Raw genomic sequence first — 16,835 nt, 5'->3', positions numbered from 1 at the left:
ACCTGGGCGGCGATCAAGCTCGGTCTCGATGACGTGCCTCCGCTCCTGCTGGCGACGCGCTATCTGCTGACCGCCGCGCTTCTGGCAACAGCGGTGCGTGGAGCCGGCGCGGCATTCGCCCACAGGCGAACGGGGCGGACGGGTGGTCTCGGCATTGCTGGTCAACACCGGCACCTACGAGCGGCGAAGCGATAGGCCCGCAATCCGTCCGCAGCTATCGCCGCCCGAACAGCCTTTCGATATCCGCCAGCTTGAGTTCGATATAAGTGGGGCGGCCGTGGTTGCAGGTGCCCGAACCGGGCGTCGCCTCCATCTGCCGCAGCAGCGCGTTCATCTCTTCGGCCTTGAGCAGGCGGCCGGAGCGCACAGAGCCGTGGCAGGCCATGGTCGCGGCTATTCTGTCCAGCCGCTCCTTCAGCGTGTCGACCGTGTCGTTGTCGGCGATCTCGTCGGCGAGGTCGCGTATCAATTGCTGGACATTGGTCTCGCCCAGCATCGACGGCGTCTCGCGCACCGCGACGGCGCCGGGGCCGAAGCGCTCGATGCCGAGACCGAAGCGGGCCAGTGTTTCCGAATGCAGCGCAAGCCGCTCGGCATCCTCCTCCGGCAGGTCGATGATCTCGGGCAAAAGCAGCATCTGCGAGGGCACCGGGCGCGAGTGCAGCGCATTCTTCAGCGCCTCGTAGACCAGCCGTTCATGCGCCGCATGCTGGTCGACGATGATGAGCGAATCCCTGGTCTGGGCGACGATGTAGTTCTCATGCACCTGGGCGCGCGCGGCGCCCAGCACCGCACCGAGCAGGGTCTCGGCTGCTTCGCTCTGGCCGGCACGCGCATCGGCACTGGCGCCGGCATCGAAAGCCGCTTGCTCGTTTTCACGCAAGCCGCGCTGCTCGAAGTCCGCACCCTCGAAACCCATATCGAGCGGCCGCTGCGGCGATCGGGCGGCATCGAAGCCGGACGGGCCTGACGTGCGGTAGGCCGCGTCGTAGCTGCGATGGCCGTTTGCCGGTCCGCCGTGGTAGGATGCGGCCCCTGGCCGGAACGCCGCCATCATGCCGGCGGCACCCGTGGTGGCGGCGCGGACGCCGGCATCGGCCAGTGCCTGTCGAATTGCACCGACGATCAATCCGCGCACAAGGCCGGGATCGCGGAAGCGCACATCGGCCTTGGCTGGATGGACATTGACGTCGACGATGGCCGGGTCGAGCGTCAGGAACAGCACCGTCACCGCATGGCGGTCACGCGGCAGGACGTCGGCATAGGCACCGCGTATGGCGCCGGCGATCAGCTTGTCGCGCACCGGGCGGCCGTTCACATACGCATATTGCTGCAGCGCGTTGCCGCGGGTGAAGGACGGGATCGACACGTGGCCGGTCAGATGCACGCCTTCGCGCATCGCATCGATGGCAATCGAATTGTCGGGAAAGTCGGTGCCCATCACCTGGGCGACACGGCGCAGGCTGCCTTCCGCGCTGTCATCCGCCGCCGGCAATTCCAGCGTCGAGCGGTCCGAGCCGGCCAGCGTGAAGCGCACTGCGGGGAAGGCGATGGCGATGCGCTTGACCACATCGCTGGTGGCCGAGCTTTCGGCGCGTTCGCCCTTCATGAACTTTAACCGGGCCGGCGTTGCGAAGAACAGGTCGCGCACCTCGATCGTGGTGCCGCGATTGGCCGCCGCCGGCCTGACAGGCAGAACGCGGCCACCCTCGATGCCGATCTCGGCGGCGCTGTCACTTGCTGCCGTGCGCGAGCGGATCGACAGTCGCGACACCGAGCCGATCGACGGCAGCGCTTCGCCGCGGAAGCCCAGCGAGCGGATGTCGTTGATATCCTCGGTGAGCTTGGAGGTGCAATGACGTGCGATCGCCAGCGCCAGCTCCCGTTCGGGAATGCCAGAGCCGTCGTCGGTGACGCGGATCAGGTTCAGCCCGCCGCCGGCTGTGACGATCTCGACGCGCGAAGCGCCGGCATCGAGCGCATTCTCGACCAGTTCCTTGACGACGCTCGCCGGACGCTCGATGACTTCGCCGGCGGCGATCTGGTTGATCATCGTTTCGGAAAGCTGGCGGATGGGCATGGCAGCACTATAGGCGGATTCGAGACGGATGCGGAAGGATTCGGTGTTGCGGAACAGTGGATAGGCTGGCGGGACAGCAGCCTCCCTCTGGCAGGCCGCAGGGAGGTGCTGTCCCGCCGACTTCCAAGGGACTGGGAGGCGCTGCCCCTCACGCTTGCTCCGCCAGCCAGTCTCGCACCTTGCGGGCGTTGTCGCTGAGTTCCCGGTTCTTCGGCCAGACGACATAGAACGCCTTGCCGGTCTTCAGCACATGATCCGTCACCGGCACCAGCAAGCCCGACGCCAGCAGCCGCTCGGCGAGGTGCCGCCAGCCGAGCGCGATGCCTTGGCCTTCCATGACGCCCTGGATCACCAGGCCGTAGTCGTTGATGCGCAGGCCGCGCGCGGTATCGCTGAGATTGGCGCCCGCCGACTGGAACCATTCGTCCCAGCTGGCCGCCTCGCGATACGGCTCCTCCAGATGGATGAGGCGGTGCGTGGCCAGTTCGGCAGCGGATTGGGGCAGGCCGAACTTTGCCGCATAACTGGTGCCGGCGACGGGAAATATCTCCTCGTCGGCCAGCGGCAACGAGTGATAGTCCGGCCAGTCCCGCGGCGCGCCGCCGCGCACGCCGAGCGGAATGCCTTCCGCGATGATGTCGAGGTCACGGTCGGCGGTCTGGATACGCAGGTCGATGCCCGGCAGTTCGTCGCGGAACTGCTGCAGGCGAGGCATCATCCAGAACGAGCCGAACGCGGTCGAGGCAGCCAGCGTGACATGACCGCCGGTTGCCTGCAGGCGCAGATCCTCCGCCGATTTGCGAATATGCGAAAGGCCGAGCGAGACATCGGCATGGAAGCGCTCGCCGGCCTCGGTCAGGAGAACCTGGCGGTGGCGGCGCTGGAACAGCTTGGCGCCAAGCCGTTCTTCCAGCCCGCGCACGGCATAGGAGACGGCGGCCTGCGTCATGCCGAGCTCGCGCCCGGCGGCGGTGAAGCTCGACAGCCGCCCGGCCGCCTCGAAGACGATCAGGCTGCCGGCCGAGGGCAGGAGGTGGCGCAGGCTTCGCATAAGCTGAGCTTATACAAGAGATCAGGATTTTCCAGCGTCACATCACCATTTTGTCGCGTTAGGCTCCTTCATGAGTGGAATGGAGTTGCCATGAACGCACCGGCCCCTGAAGTGACCGAACATGCCAACCGCCGCAGTGGCGGCCGCCTGGGACGCAAGGCCCTGCGCGGAGCTCCGGTAACGTCGTTTCCGACCCTGGTCCGCCAGATCCCCGTCTACCAGATGGTCCCCGATGAGGCGGTCGAGCTGATCCACGAGGAGTCGCTCTTGATCCTCGAAGAGGTGGGATGCGAATTCCGCGACGACGAGGCTATCGCACTGTGGAAGGCGGCGGGCGCGGATGTCTCGGAAACTCGTGTGCGGATCGACCGGGCCCTGCTGATGGAACTGGTATCGAAGGTCCCGCCGGAGTTCACGCTCAATGCGAGGAATCCGCAGCGTACGGTGCGGGTGGGCGGCAACAATACCATCTTCGTGCCGATGTATGGCGCGCCCTATGTGCGTGACCTCGACAACAACAGGCGCTACGGCACGCTCGCGGACCTCAACAATTTCCACAAGCTCGCCTACATGGCGCCGGCGCTGCATTCATCGAGTTCGGTCATTTGCGAGCCGATGGAAATCGCGGTACCGAAGCGGCACCTCCACATCATCCATTCCGCGCTTAAGCATTCCGACAAGCCGTTCATGGGCATCGTCACGTCCAAGGAGCGGGCGGAAGACACGATGGCGATGGCAGGCATCGTGTTCGGCGAGGATTACGTCCGCGACAATCCGGTCCTGGTGTCGATCACCAACTGCAATTCGCCGCTGGTGTGGGACGCCACCATGCTGGACGCGATGAAGGTCTATGCCCGAAGCAACCAGCCGCTGATCCTCGCACCCTTCGCACTGTGCGGCGCCTCGACTTCGGCGTCGGCCGTCGGGGCAGTCGCGCAGGTCAATGCGGAAGCGCTGGCGGGCGTCGCCTTCACGCAACTGCTGCGCCCAGGGTCGCCACAGATCTACGGACAGTTCATGGTCACCGTGGACATGAAGACCGGCGCTCCGATGGGCGGCACGCCGGAGGCGGCCCAGATGATGTACCTGATGGGCGCGCTGGCGCGGAAATACAAACTGCCGTGGCGCACCTCAGGCTTCCATGTCGGATCGAAGCTCAACGACGCCCAGGCGGGCTACGAGGCCAACATGCTGATGCATGCCGCCATCCTCGCCGGCGCCAACTACATCTGGCACTCCGCCGGGTGGCTGGAGGCCGGCCTGAGCTGCGGCTATTCGAAGTTCGCTACGGACTGCGAACAGCTGGTTGGCTGGTACAAATATGCAGGCGGCCTTCCGTTCGACGATTTCAAGGAAGCGATGGCAGCGGTCCGCGAAGTCGGGCCGCAGGGCCATTTCCTCGGCACCAAACACACGCTCGAACATTTCGAGTCGGCCTTCTTCATACCCTCGATCATGGACTTCAATTCGTACGAACAGTGGAAGGCAGAAGGGGCGAAGGACCAAGACACGCGCGGCCGCGAGAAGGCGCGCAACATGCTGGCGGATTACGAGGAGCCGAAGCTCGACGAAGGCATCGCCGATGGCCTGATGGATTTCATCGCGCGGCGCGAGGAGAGGCTGCCGGACAGCGTCAGTTGACGCGAAGAACCAAGATCAAAGGGAACCAGACGGGAGGAAAAAATGGCATTCTTCAGAAGCAGTGGCGATCGCGTGCCGAGCGCTATCGAGGCAATGGCGGTCGAAGCACGCGCGGGTCGTGTCGATCGGCGCGAGTTCCTGGCGCTGGCAAGCGCCTTCGGCGCATCGACGGCGCTTGCCTACGCCATGATCGGCCTTGCCGTGCCGGATCGGGCCTTGGCCGAAGAGCCGAAGAAAGGCGGAACGCTGCGCGTCTCGATGTCGGTGAAGGGGCAGAAGGATCCGCGCACCTACGACTGGGTTGAGCTGGCGAACATTTCGCGCTGCTGGCTGGAGCCGCTTGTCCGCTATACCAGGCAGTTCACCTTCGAGCCGGTCCTGCTCGAAAGCTGGGATATCAATGACGACGCCACCGAATACGTGCTGCATGTGCGCAAGGGCATCACATGGAACAACGGCGATGCCTTCAACGCCGATGACGTCGCTCACAATCTGACGCGCTGGTGCGAGAAGAATGTCGCCGGCAATTCCATGGCCGCCCGTGTCGGCGCGCTGATCGACGCAAAGACCGGCAAGGCCAGGGATGGCGCGATCACCAAGGTCGACGACAACACGGTCAAGCTGAAGCTAAGCGAACCAGACATTTCACTGATCCCGAATTTCACCGACTATCCGGCGCTCGTCGTGCATCGCAACTTCGATGCCGACGGTGCCGATCCGATCAAGAAGCCGATCGGCACGGGACCGTTCGAACTGGTCTCCTACGATGTCGGCCAGAAGGCGGTCGTCAAGCGTCGCGAGAATGGCAAATGGTGGGGTGGTGAAGCGCCGCTCGACAGCGTCGAGTTCATCGACTACGGCACCGATTTCAACGCCACCGTGAACGCGTTCGAATCCGGTGAGATCGACCTCAATTTCGAGTCGCCCGCCGACTTCATCGACATTCTCGACAAGATGGATCTGGTGAAATCGGAGGTGGCGACGGCGACGACGCTGGTTGCCCGCACCAACATCACCCACAAGCCTTATGACGACAAGCGGGTGCGCAACGCCTTGCAAATGGCCGTCGACAACAATGCGGTCCTCCAACTTGGTTATGCCGGGCGAGGCACCCCTGGCGAAAACCACCACGTTGCCCCGATCCATCCGGAATACTATCCGCTGCCCAAGAAGACACGCGACGCCGCCGGCGCCAAGAAGCTGATGGCGGAAGCCGGACAGGCTGACTTCGAGCATGAGCTGATCACCATCGAGGACGATTGGCAGAAGAATACCGGCGACGCCATTGCCGGCCAGCTGCGCGATGCCGGGATCAAGGTGAAGCGCACGGTACTGCCAGGTTCGACCTTCTGGAACGACTGGACGAAATATCCCTATTCGATGACGATCTGGTACATGCGCCCGCTTGGCGTCCAGGTGCTGGCGCTGGGCTATCGCACCGGCGAGGCCTGGAATGAATCGGCATATTCCAACCCCGATTTCGACGCCAAGCTCAAGCAGGCGCTATCGCTCATCGACGTGGAGAAACGACGCGAGGTCATGAAGGATGTCGAGCAGATCCTGCAGGATTCGGGCGTCATTATTCAGCCGTTCTGGCAGAAGCTCTACAGCCACCAGAACAAGAAGGTGAAGAACTATGGTGTCCACCAGACATTCGAGATGGACCTTCAGAACGTCTGGCTGGACGGCTGAAACAAGGCGCGGCAGGACTTCATGAGCCGCAAAAAAGCCGATATGCAGGATGCGTGGTATTGATAGGCTCAAGCCATCAAAAGCCGGAGATTCTGCATGAGACTGACAGTGCTCGTTGCCGCCCTTTCGATAGCCCTGCCGGACGCCGCCGTCGCCGGACCGGCGTCCGACGCGGTGAAGTTCTTCTATGTCCCGGCGGTCAAGTTCGAGGCCGACGAACAATATCGGGATCGGTTCACCGAACCGGTGACGAAACTGTTCGAGCTGAACGACCAGGCAACGAAGACGAACCCGGACCAGGTCGCCTGCATCGATTTCGATCCTGGTCTCGACGCCCAGGATTTCGATCAGAAAACCGTCTCGAAAACGCTGAAACTGTCTGAGAAGCTGGATGGCGATAACGCACAGGTCACGGCATCCTTCAGCCTGTTCTCCGAGGGCGATGATTCCAAACGTGAAATGCTCTGGTCGCTCAAGAAGATCGACGGCAAGTGGAAGATATCGGACATCGCTTCCAAGACCAGCGACTGGACGCTCAGCGCGCTGGAATGCATGGCCGGCCAGACGCCGGAGTGAAGCGATGGCCCATCGCCGGTTCCTGGCGCTGTCGGGTGTGTGCCTGCTGGCGGCTCTGAGCGGGGCCGCCGCGCAAGGCTTGTTGGGTGCGCCGCCGGCAAACGCCCCGGCCGGCACCCAGCCGGGCGACAGCGGGGCACCGCCCGCAAATGCGCCGGGCGGAGCGGCGGAACCGGCCACGCCGCCGGTGGGATGGTCGCCGGCCGAAGCCGCGCCCGCCGCACCGATCCAGCCGGGCTCGCCGACCGCCGTGGTGCGGCCGTTTTACGATCAGGTCGGACTGGAGATCGATCCGGCCGAGCGAAGCCATTTCATCGACCCGGCCAAAACCGTGCTCGACAAGAGCGACGCGTTGCGCAAATCCGGGCAGGGCGAGTGCCTCGACCCCAACATGGCGCTCGACAATGCCGATTACGACAAGGCCGAGATCGACAAGAGCCTGAAGACCCTCGAGGCGATCAACGGCGACCAGGCCAAGGTCATCGTCGCCTTCGTCATATCGGGCAACCCGCACCGGCTGGAATGGAAATTCAAGAGGGTCGACGGCGACTGGAAGATCACGGACCTGTTGTCGGTAACCGGCGAATGGGCACTCAGCCAATATCAGTGCGAATGAACCGGCGATGAAGCTTTGCTTTTCGCTAGCCATCGTGCTGGTCGGACTCGGCGTTGCCGGGGGCGTGTTCGACTGGCACATCGGCACGATACTGGTCGCTCGCCAGCCGCGGCAAGCTCTGGCAGCGCCTGGCGACTTCTCCGTCGAGCGCGTCGTACTCGACCAGGCCGATGCGCCCGAGCTTGTCGGCTGGGTAGCCGATCGAAAGGGCAGTTGCCGTGCGATTGTGCTGCTACATGGGCGCGGCGCCAACAGGCCGGCCTTGGTTCAAAGGGCGAAGCTCTTGTTCGACGCTGGCTATTCCGTTGTCTTGTTCGACCTCTCCGGTCATGGAGAGAGCGGTGGCGCCGTTCAGGGCTTCGGGTATTCGGAAGGCCCAGACGCCGCCCGTATTATTACCTTTGCTCGGCAACGCTTTCCAGGCCAGAAGCTTGGCGCCATCGGCTCGTCGCTTGGCGCCGCCGCACTTGTCTTTGCCGCGCCGCAAGCGCCTGCCGATGCCTATGTGCTGGAGCAGCTCTACGCAACCTTGCGCGAAACCACAGCGTGGCGAATGCCTTTCCACTTCTGGCGCGGTTTCCAAGCCGATGTCCTTTTGGCACAGATGCCGCTTCGTCTCGGGTTGAGCGCCGATGATGTCAAGCCGGTCGACCATCTTGCTGCTATCGGCAAGCCGCTGATGCTGCTTGCAGGCAGCAACGACCCTTTCATCGATCATGGACAGGTGCTGGCGCTGCAGAATGCTGCCGTTGGTTCACAACTCGTCTGGTTTGGAGGCGCAGGCCATGTCGATCTGCTGCGCTACGACCAACTGCGCTACAGCGATGCTATCTTTTCCTTTCTTGCAACAAAGCTCTGCCGGACGGGTGCCATCCATGGTTGGCGTTCGCTCAACCCCGCCCGCGATAAGGCGCTACCCCGGTGTCGGGCAGCCAGGCGCCTTCGGGCGGAGCGCCGGTTTGCCAGAACACATCGATCGGAATGCCGCCGCGTGGATACCAATAGCCGCCTATGCGCAACCACAGCGGCTTGGTTGCCGCCACGATGCGGCGGCCGATCATGACGGTGCAGTCTTCATGGAAGGCGCCATGGTTGCGAAACGAGGTCATGAACAGCTTGAGCGACTTCGATTCCACCAGAGCCGCATCGGGTGCGTAGTCGATGACGATATGTGCGAAGTCCGGCTGGCCGGTGACTGGGCACAGCGAGGTGAATTCCGGGCAGGTGAAGCGCACGATCGCCGGCGGTCCGTCACCGCGCGAAAACGGTACGGTCTCCAGGACCGCTGCTTCGGGGCTTTGTGGCGTCTCGACGTGCGCGCCGAGTTGGGTGAGGGTTTTGGTGTCGATCATGGGCCAATCCTTGTCGCATGCGCCCGGAGTGCGTGCGGGACGACATGCTTGAAAACAGATTTTGCCGCTCATTAGCACAATTTGAAACCGCAGGAAGACGATGACCAGCAACGATCCGCTTCTCCAGCCCTACCAGCTCAAACACCTGACGCTGAAGAACCGGGTCATGTCGACCAGCCATGAGCCGGCCTATTCCGAGGACGGCATGCCGAAACAGCGATACCGGCTCTACCATGCCGAGAAGGCCAGGGGCGGCATGGCGCTGACCATGACCGCCGGCTCGGCGATCGTCTCGCGCGACAGCCCGGCCGCTTTCGGCAATCTGCATGTCTATGACGACAGGATCGTGCCGTGGCTCGCCGAACTCGCTGACGCCTGCCACGAGCACGACTGCAAGGTGATGATCCAGATCACCCATCTCGGCCGCCGTACCGGCTGGAACAAGGCCGACTGGCTGCCGGTGCTCTCGGCCTCGCCGGTGCGTGAGCCGGCGCATCGCGCATTCCCGAAGACGATCGAGGACTGGGACATCGAGCGCATCGTCGCCGACTATGCTTCAGCCGCCCAGCGCTGCGAGGCCGCCGGCCTCGACGGCATCGAGTTCGAATCCTACGGCCATCTGATGGACGGCTTCTGGTCGCCAGCCACCAATCATCGCGACGACGAATTCGGCGGCTCGCTGGACAATCGCCTGCGCTTCACCAACATGGTGCTCGATGCCGTGCGGGCAGCTGTCGGCGACAAATTCGTCGTCGGCATCCGCATGGTCGCCGACGAAGATTTCGAAAAAGGCCTGTCGAAGGCGGAGGGGATCGAAATCGCCAGGCGGCTGGCGGGCTCCGGCAAGGTCGATTTCCTCAACATCATCCGTGGCTCGATCGAGAGCGATGCGGCGCTGACCAAGGTCATCCCGGTAACCGGCATGCGTTCTTCGCCGCATCTCGATTTCGCCGGAGAGGTGAGGGCGGCGACGAAATTCCCGACCTTCCACGCGGCGCGCATATCCGACGTGGCCACCGCACGCCACGCCATCGCCACCGGCAAGCTCGACATGGTCGGCATGACCCGCGCCCATATCGCCGATCCGCACATCGTCAAAAAGGTGATGGAGGGGCGCGAGCATGAGATCCGCCCCTGTGTGGGCGCCACCTATTGTCTCGACCGCATCTATGAGGGCGGTGAAGCGCTTTGCGTCCACAATGCCGCGACCGGCCGCGAGGCCGAAATCCCGCATATCATCGTCAAGACCGAAGGACCGAAGCAGAAAATCGTGGTCGTCGGGGCCGGCGCCGGCGGGCTGGAGATTGCGCGGGTCGCGGCTGAGCGCGGCCACAAGGTGATGGTGCTTGAAGCATCGAGCCAGGCCGGCGGCCAGGTGCGATTGGCGACGCAGAACCCGCGCCGCAAGGAGCTGATCGGCATCATCGACTGGCGGCTGGCCGAACTCGACCGGCTCGGCGTCGAGATCCGCTACGACACCTGGGCGGAAAAAGACGATGTCCTGGCGCTGTCGCCCGATGTGGTGGTGGTCGCTACCGGCGGCCTGCCGCAGAACCCGCCGCTGACATCAGGCGACAACCTTGTCACCTCGAGTTGGGACATCATGGCCGGCAGCGTCAAGCCGGCCGAAAATGTGCTGCTCTATGACGACAACGGCGGCCATCAGGGCATGGGCGCCGCCGAACTGATCGCCAATGCCGGCTCGAAGCTCGAGCTTGTATCGCCGGAGCGTTTCTTTGCCCCGGAAATGGGCGGCATGAACCATGTGCCCTATATCAGGGCCTTCCAGGAGGGGGGCGTCACCATAACCATCAACACGCGGCTGCGTTCGGTGCGGCGTGAGGGCAACCAGCTGATCGCAGAGCTGGCTTCGGATTTCGCCGATGGCTGGCGCGGCGAGCGCAGGGTCGACCAGGTGGTGGTCGAGCACGGTACGCTACCGCTCGACGATCTATACCTCTTGCTGAAGCCGCTGTCGAAGAATGGCGGCGCGGTCGACTACGAGCGTCTGGTGAGCGGTGGCGACATCTTTCCCAAGCGCAATCCAGAAGGCGGCTTTGTTCTGTTCCGCATCGGCGACGCGGTCGCCTCGCGCAACATTCATGCCGCCATCTATGACGGCATCAGGTTCGGCTTGCGGATCTGAAATTAGCTATCGCCAGGATCGGTAGCGCGCGGCCGAAGCTTCCTGCAAGAGCCCCTAGACTGGACTTTCCCTGTCGTACTTGTAACGATCTAGGGTGATCCAAACGCTTGGGATCAGTTTCATTCTACTGCAAGTCTGCAGGGAAATCGCGAAGCAGTGCGTCTTCTGCCGAGAAAAGTTGACGAAAATCTAACAAAGTCCGGGGGGACAAGTTGACCAAGAAAGATCCGTTCGTTCCGCGCCAGACCAATACGGCGCTCTACATGCAGCTATACGAGGCTGGATATCCGGTTGCCGATATCGCCCGGGTGCAAAAGGCGTATCGTGTGTGTTGCGCGATGTTCAACGGCCGCTACCGCAAGACAGGACGGCCGTTCATCTGCCATGCGGTGGGAGCTGCGTCATCGGCCGCGCATTTCGATAAAAGCGTCGATCTTGTCCTGGCCGCGATGTTTCACGCTGCCTACGACAGCGGCCACTATCCGGACGGAAAGTCCAGCAGGCGCACCGATGCACACCGCAGATGGCTGGAGCAAATAATCGGTCCCCGGGTTGAAGGTCTTGTCGCCCGCCTGGTCGGACTGAAATTCGATACCGGAGACCCCGAGCGCCTTGTGGATGCCGGTGTGCCGGCCGGCGACGAGGACATCTTGTTCCTAGTGCTTGCCCATGAGGTGGATGACCTGGCGGACGGAGGATTGGCGTTTGCGCCCAAATACGGTCAGTCCATACGATCGAGGGTTGCTGCCTGTGCCACTCTGGCGAGGTATCTGGGCCGCGAAAATCTTGCCGTCACCATCGAAGGTTACGGTGCCCGCTACGAGACGATGGCGTGGGCTGCTCCCCTCCAGGAGACGAAGCTGATTGGCTTTCAGATTACGCCAAATTTACGCACATACATCAAATTGCGTCGCCACAAGTTACGCGGCGAATCAGTCGAGGTGCTTTGACACCTTGCTGATCCCGCGATGCGCAATCCGCTGAGAACTGGCCGTCCTTGCCGGCTCAGTCGTCATAGCCCTGGATTGCCCCAAAGCTGTAACGGCGCAGCTTCAGCGCGGTGATCAAATTGGTCAGCTTCGTCTTGCCGTCGAAACCGTCCTGGAACATTTCGTCATGCATCAGCAGGATCAGCTTGCCGGGCTTGACGAAGCGGCCATAGCCGAACAGGTGATCGATCTCGCTGACCAGATGATCGACGCTCTGCACCGGCTCGCCGTTGTCCTTGTGCACCCATTCATGGTCCCAGCCGTAGAGATAGAAGCCTGAGGCCGCGACAAACTCGTAGTCGGGCTCTTCACGCCCCTCCTGGGCGAGGCCAAGCGAGGTGTCGTTCTTCGACATGGAGGGCAGCCTGAACACGTCGCGCCCCGGCAGCCTTGCATGCACCACGGGCTTCAACCCGAGCACCGCGTTTGCCCTTACCATGTCGGCGACGACACCTTCGGTGTCGCCGTAAAAATGCCGGTAGTGATTGTAGGCATGGCTGTAGCTGTGGTTGCCGAGCGTCACCAGAGGAAGCTGCCTGGCGCGCTGGACGAGCGCTCTGTTGGCGGCGCTAGCCTGTGCGTGCATGCCGACCATGAATAGGGTTGCAGGAACCTGCTCGGCTTCCAACACATCGAGGATGTTGCTTGTGCCGTTCAGCGGCCCATCGTCGAAGGTAAGATATATTATGCGATCGGCCCCTTGGGCGGGAACCGCAAAAATCAAAACCGCCGCCAGCACAAACCGAAACGGTGTCATCAGCCCCGATATCCGGTTGCGATCACGACAAGGCCGCCATGTCCACAACGGCTTGTCAAGGCGAGCCGGTGCATGTCGCCCAAAAGTGCGCAGCGGTTTTGGGATAACGACATGCGCAAACAAAAAGGCAAACCTATGCCAGGCTTCCTTGCAGCACCGTCAGCTTGGCCTTCTTGGGCATGCGGGCGGTCAGCCATTCCAGCGCCTTGTCGTGCGGCATCGGGAAGGCGATGGAGTAGCCCTGCACCTGGTCGCAGCCGATCGCCATCAGCGAATTGAGCTCGGCCTCGGTTTCGGCGCCCTCTGCGACGATCGAGATGCCAAGGCCACGCGCCAGCTCGGTGATGGCGCGGACGATCTTCGAGTTGTCGCCATTCTCATGGATGTTCTGGACGAAGCGGCGATCGATCTTCAGCCGGTCGATCTCGTTCGGGTTGACATGGCTGAGCGAAGCATAGCCGGTGCCGAAATCATCGAGTTCGAGATGGACGCCGGCTGCCCGGATGTGCCGCAGCTTGGCCGCGATGCCCGTCTTTTCGTCATCGAGGATGACGGATTCGACGATTTCCAGCGACAGTTTCTGCGGCGGCAGCCCGGCCTTTTCCAGCGTCTCGAACAAGAACGCATCGAAATCGTGCTCGCGCAGCTCGGTGCCGGAAACATTGACGGCAAGCCGTCCGAAGGCAATGCCGGCGCGATTCCATTCGGCCGCCTCGTTGATCGCCTTGGTGATGACGATGCGGCCGATCTCGGGCATGAAGCCGCATTTCTCGGCGACCGGAATGAACTCGCCGGGCGGGATCATGCCGCGCTCCGCATGGTTCCAGCGCACCAGCGCCTCGATGCCGCTGATCGTGCCGTGGGTCAGTGAGACCTGCGGCTGGAAATAGACCTGGAAAGCCCGCTCTGCGATGGCGACCTTGATGTCGTGCTCGAGCTGCTTGCGATAGTCGAGTTCGCGGCGCAGCTCCTCGGAGAAGAAGGAGAAGTTGCCGCCGCCAAGCTTCTTGGCGGAGTAAAGCGCCAGATCGGCGTGGACCAGCAAATCCCCGGCATTGTCGGCGTCGATCGGATAGACCGCGATGCCGGCGCTGGCGCCTGGGAGAATGGTCGTGCCCTGGAAGACGATCGGCTCGTTGATATGTGCCAGGATGCGTCGCGCCAGCATATTGATGTCTTCGGTGCCGCCGGCGCCGCCGAGAATCATGACGAACTCGTCGCCGCCCAGGCGCACGCACAGATCCGACGCCCGGCAGGAGTCGCGCATGCGCTGTGCCGTCACGACCAGCACATAGTCGCCGGCGGCGTGGCCGAGCGTATCGTTGATCTGCTTGAACCGGTCGAGATCGAGCTGGACGACGGCAAGGCGTTCGCGACGCCGGTGCGTGCCCTTGATCAGCGTGTCGAAATGATCGGTCAGGAACGTGCGGTTGTGCAGGCCGGTAAGGCCGTCATGCACCGCGATGAAGGCCATGGAATTGCGCGCGTCGATCAATTCATGTGTCTTGCGCAGGATGGCGTTCGACATCGGCCTGAAGATGAAGAGCGCCACCAGTATGATGACGCCGATTGTGGCGTAGAACAGAGTGCGATGGAGAGCGAGCAGCTTCTCGGAGCGGTCGTCGGCGTCGGCAGTGATGCGCTGGCCAAGCGCGGCGTAGCCCGACAAGGTCGCATTGGCGACGGAGGCGTCGAGATTGACGCGTTCGTCGCCGCCTTTGTAACCGCCATTGCCGCTGAATTGCGATTCATAGGCCGAGATCAGGCGGTCGCCATTGGCGATCAGCCCGACCGAGAAATAGTCGAGGTGGAAGGGCTTGGCGAAAAGGACGCTTTCGATCGACTTCGGGTCAAGCTTGGCCGGCGATTGCGGATCGGCTCCCGTCTGATCGAGCAGCAGGTCGTAGTTCGTCTCGAACTCCGCCGTTGCCTGCTTGAGCGCGCTGACCAGCGCCGGTTGCTTGTCGCGTGAGCCGGCGCCCGTTGCACCGGCAAGGAAGACGATGCGCTGCGACAGCGTCTTTTGTGTGCTGACGATGTCGAGCAAGGTGTGATTGTGCTGTTGGGTGGCCATCATCTGCTGCAGCAGGATGAAGGAGGCGATCACCATGGCCGCAATGATCAGCAGGGCCAGCCAATAGCCGGCCTTGATCAGCAGTATGAGCTTGCCTGAAACGGTTTGCACCGGCTGCTGCGACATTTTCGGGGGCGGCCCTCTCGCCTACGGATTCTTGCCTAAAGATTTTTGTATGAGCACCATTGAACTGCAAACGTTAACAGGACCGGAAATCGACGGCTGCCCGGCGAGGGGCGGCTGTCGAAAGATCGCGAAATGGTTATCGGCTCGTTTAGCGCCGTACCGGCATTTGAGCGGTCATCGGCCAGAACCCTTGTCGCGGCGTCGTTTCCGCCGCCGCATGATGATCGACATCGGGGCGGCATCGTGCTGCTTGCCACCGATCCGGTCGTTTTTGCGATGGATTTTTCACGCGGACGAGACGACAGTCAGCCCACATCAAACGAGGCCGACCATGACCGCAGCATTCCTCTCCCACATCGACAGCGAGCTCGCGGGGCTCAAATCGGCAGGCCTCTACAAGTCGGAGCGGGTGATCACTTCGACGCAGTCGGCCGAGATCGAGGTCGGCGGCGACAAGGTGCTGAATTTCTGTGCCAACAACTATCTCGGCCTCGCCGATAGCGCCGATTTGCGCAATGCTGCCAAGCAGGCGCTCGACCGCTATGGCTACGGCATGGCATCGGTGCGCTTTATCTGCGGCACCCAGGAAGAGCACAAGCAGCTCGAATCCACGATTTCCTCTTTCCTCGGCATGGAAGACACCATCCTCTACGGCTCCTGTTTCGATGCCAATGGCGGCCTGTTCGAGACGCTGCTGGGCGAGGAAGACGCCATTATCTCGGATTCCTTGAATCATGCCTCGATCATCGATGGCGTGCGGCTGTCGAAGGCCAAACGTTTCCGCTACGCCAACAACGACATGGCCGATCTCGAGGCGCGACTGAAGGAAGCCCGGGACTGCCGCTTCCGGTTGATCGCCACCGACGGCGTGTTTTCGATGGATGGCATCATCGCCAATCTCAGGGGTGTCTGCGACCTCGCCGAGAAATACGACGCCATGGTGATGGTCGACGACAGCCATGCCGTCGGCTTCGTCGGCCGGAACGGCCGCGGCTCGGCCGAACATTGCGGCGTCGAGGGCAGGGTCGACATCATCACCGGCACGCTCGGCAAGGCGCTTGGCGGGGCCTCCGGTGGCTACACCTCAGGCAAAGGCCAGGTGGTCGACTGGCTGCGCCAGCGCTCACGGCCGTATCTCTTCTCCAACACGCTCATGCCGGCGATCGCCGGCGCTTCGATCAAGGTGTTCGAACTGATCAAGGACGGCGATGGGCTGCGCAGCAAACTCTACGACAATGCGGCGCGCTTCCGGTCGCAGATGGGCAAGCTCGGCTTCACGCTGGCCGGAGCCGATCATCCGATCATACCGGTGATGCTGGGTGATGCCAGCCTGGCGCAGGAGATGGCCGCGCGCATGCTGAAGCGCGGCATTTACGTCATCGGCTTCTCCTTCCCGGTGGTGCCGAAAGGGCAGGCCCGCATCCGCACGCAAATGTCGGCGGCGCATTCCAGTGCGGATATTGACAGGGCGGTCGAGGCGTTTGCCGCCGTCGGGCGCGAACTCGGGGTCATTTCCTGAAAGGCTGGAATCGAAAAGCGATTCCGGATCAAGAGATTCAAGGGACAAAAGCATGTCGAACATGATGAAGGCGCTGGTGAAGGCCAAGGCCGAACCAGGCATCTGGATGGAAGAGGTGCCGGTGCCGGAGATCGGCCCCAACGACGTGCTGATCAAGATCAAGAAGACGGCGATCTGCGGCACCGACGTGCACATCTACAATTGGGACCAGTGGGC

12 protein-coding genes and 2 pseudogenes are annotated in these 16,835 nt (G+C 62.6%); 9 read left to right on the top strand and 5 right to left on the bottom strand.

The features are described from left to right. Positions 1 to 214: 214 nt before the first annotated feature. Both mutL and AC0L3E_RS30600 read right to left on the bottom strand, forming a co-directional pair. On the bottom strand, positions 215 to 2,080 hold the full coding sequence (gene mutL / locus AC0L3E_RS30605; protein WP_473606403.1) for a DNA mismatch repair endonuclease MutL: 1,866 nt from the start codon (positions 2,078 to 2,080) through the stop codon (positions 215 to 217). Between the two features lie 148 nt (positions 2,081 to 2,228). Continuing rightward, the gene (locus AC0L3E_RS30600; protein ID WP_127408827.1) at positions 2,229 to 3,131 is read right to left on the bottom strand and encodes a LysR substrate-binding domain-containing protein; all 903 of its coding nucleotides are present in this window, start codon (positions 3,129 to 3,131) and stop codon (positions 2,229 to 2,231) included. A 90-nt stretch (positions 3,132 to 3,221) separates the two neighbouring features. Here AC0L3E_RS30600 and AC0L3E_RS30595 point away from each other — a divergent pair, with 90 nt between their 5' ends. The 5 genes and pseudogenes from AC0L3E_RS30595 to AC0L3E_RS30575 all read left to right on the top strand — a co-directional run. After that, on the top strand, positions 3,222 to 4,772 hold the full coding sequence (locus AC0L3E_RS30595) for a trimethylamine methyltransferase family protein (RefSeq protein WP_473606402.1): 1,551 nt from the start codon (positions 3,222 to 3,224) through the stop codon (positions 4,770 to 4,772). Between the two features lie 42 nt (positions 4,773 to 4,814). Further along, positions 4,815 to 6,464 carry an ABC transporter substrate-binding protein gene (locus tag AC0L3E_RS30590; RefSeq protein ID WP_128308610.1) on the top strand — a complete coding sequence of 550 codons (1,650 nt, stop codon included), beginning with the start codon at positions 4,815 to 4,817 and terminating at the stop codon, positions 6,462 to 6,464. A gap of 96 nt (positions 6,465 to 6,560) precedes the next feature. Further along, positions 6,561 to 7,040, top strand: a complete 480-nt coding sequence (locus AC0L3E_RS30585) for a DUF3828 domain-containing protein (RefSeq protein WP_292659474.1) — start codon at positions 6,561 to 6,563, stop codon at positions 7,038 to 7,040. 4 nt (positions 7,041 to 7,044) lie between these two features. Next, a complete protein-coding gene (locus AC0L3E_RS30580) occupies positions 7,045 to 7,656 on the top strand; it encodes a YqhG/Tai3 family protein (protein WP_128363185.1) in 612 nt (203 codons plus the stop codon). A gap of 7 nt (positions 7,657 to 7,663) precedes the next feature. Next, positions 7,664 to 8,401: pseudogene (locus tag AC0L3E_RS30575) on the top strand (alpha/beta hydrolase); the annotation flags it as partial. A gap of 145 nt (positions 8,402 to 8,546) precedes the next feature. Here the strand turns inward: AC0L3E_RS30575 and queF are convergent. Then, entirely contained in the window at positions 8,547 to 9,008 is a 462-nt protein-coding gene (queF, locus tag AC0L3E_RS30570) for a preQ(1) synthase (RefSeq protein ID WP_010915503.1), read from the bottom strand. Between the two features lie 100 nt (positions 9,009 to 9,108). On the opposite strand from queF, the gene AC0L3E_RS30565 reads away from it, so the two are divergent. Both AC0L3E_RS30565 and AC0L3E_RS30560 read left to right on the top strand, forming a co-directional pair. Beyond that, complete coding sequence (locus AC0L3E_RS30565; protein ID WP_473606400.1) at positions 9,109 to 11,154, top strand: oxidoreductase; 2,046 nt, start codon at positions 9,109 to 9,111, stop codon at positions 11,152 to 11,154. Between the two features lie 212 nt (positions 11,155 to 11,366). Further along, a complete protein-coding gene (locus AC0L3E_RS30560; RefSeq protein ID WP_473606399.1) occupies positions 11,367 to 12,104 on the top strand; it encodes a hypothetical protein in 738 nt (245 codons plus the stop codon). A 55-nt stretch (positions 12,105 to 12,159) separates the two neighbouring features. Here AC0L3E_RS30560 and AC0L3E_RS30555 read toward each other — a convergent pair whose 3' ends face one another. After that, positions 12,160 to 12,900, bottom strand: a complete 741-nt coding sequence (locus tag AC0L3E_RS30555) for a polysaccharide deacetylase family protein (RefSeq protein WP_127320492.1) — start codon at positions 12,898 to 12,900, stop codon at positions 12,160 to 12,162. Positions 12,901 to 13,033: 133 nt separating this feature from the next. After that, positions 13,034 to 15,100, bottom strand: a complete 2,067-nt coding sequence (locus AC0L3E_RS30550) for a putative bifunctional diguanylate cyclase/phosphodiesterase (RefSeq protein WP_127330657.1) — start codon at positions 15,098 to 15,100, stop codon at positions 13,034 to 13,036. A 331-nt stretch (positions 15,101 to 15,431) separates the two neighbouring features. Here AC0L3E_RS30550 and AC0L3E_RS30545 point away from each other — a divergent pair, with 331 nt between their 5' ends. Then, positions 15,432 to 16,619, top strand: coding sequence for a glycine C-acetyltransferase (locus tag AC0L3E_RS30545; protein WP_473606398.1), 1,188 nt, complete (start codon positions 15,432 to 15,434; stop codon positions 16,617 to 16,619). 52 nt (positions 16,620 to 16,671) lie between these two features. Beyond that, positions 16,672 to 16,835: pseudogene (locus AC0L3E_RS30540) on the top strand (alcohol dehydrogenase catalytic domain-containing protein); the annotation flags it as partial.

It is taken from the genome of Mesorhizobium sp. WSM4822 (genome assembly GCF_055811155.1).
Note: the sequence above shows the minus strand (reverse complement) of the source record. Positions and strands in the feature narration are given on the sequence as shown.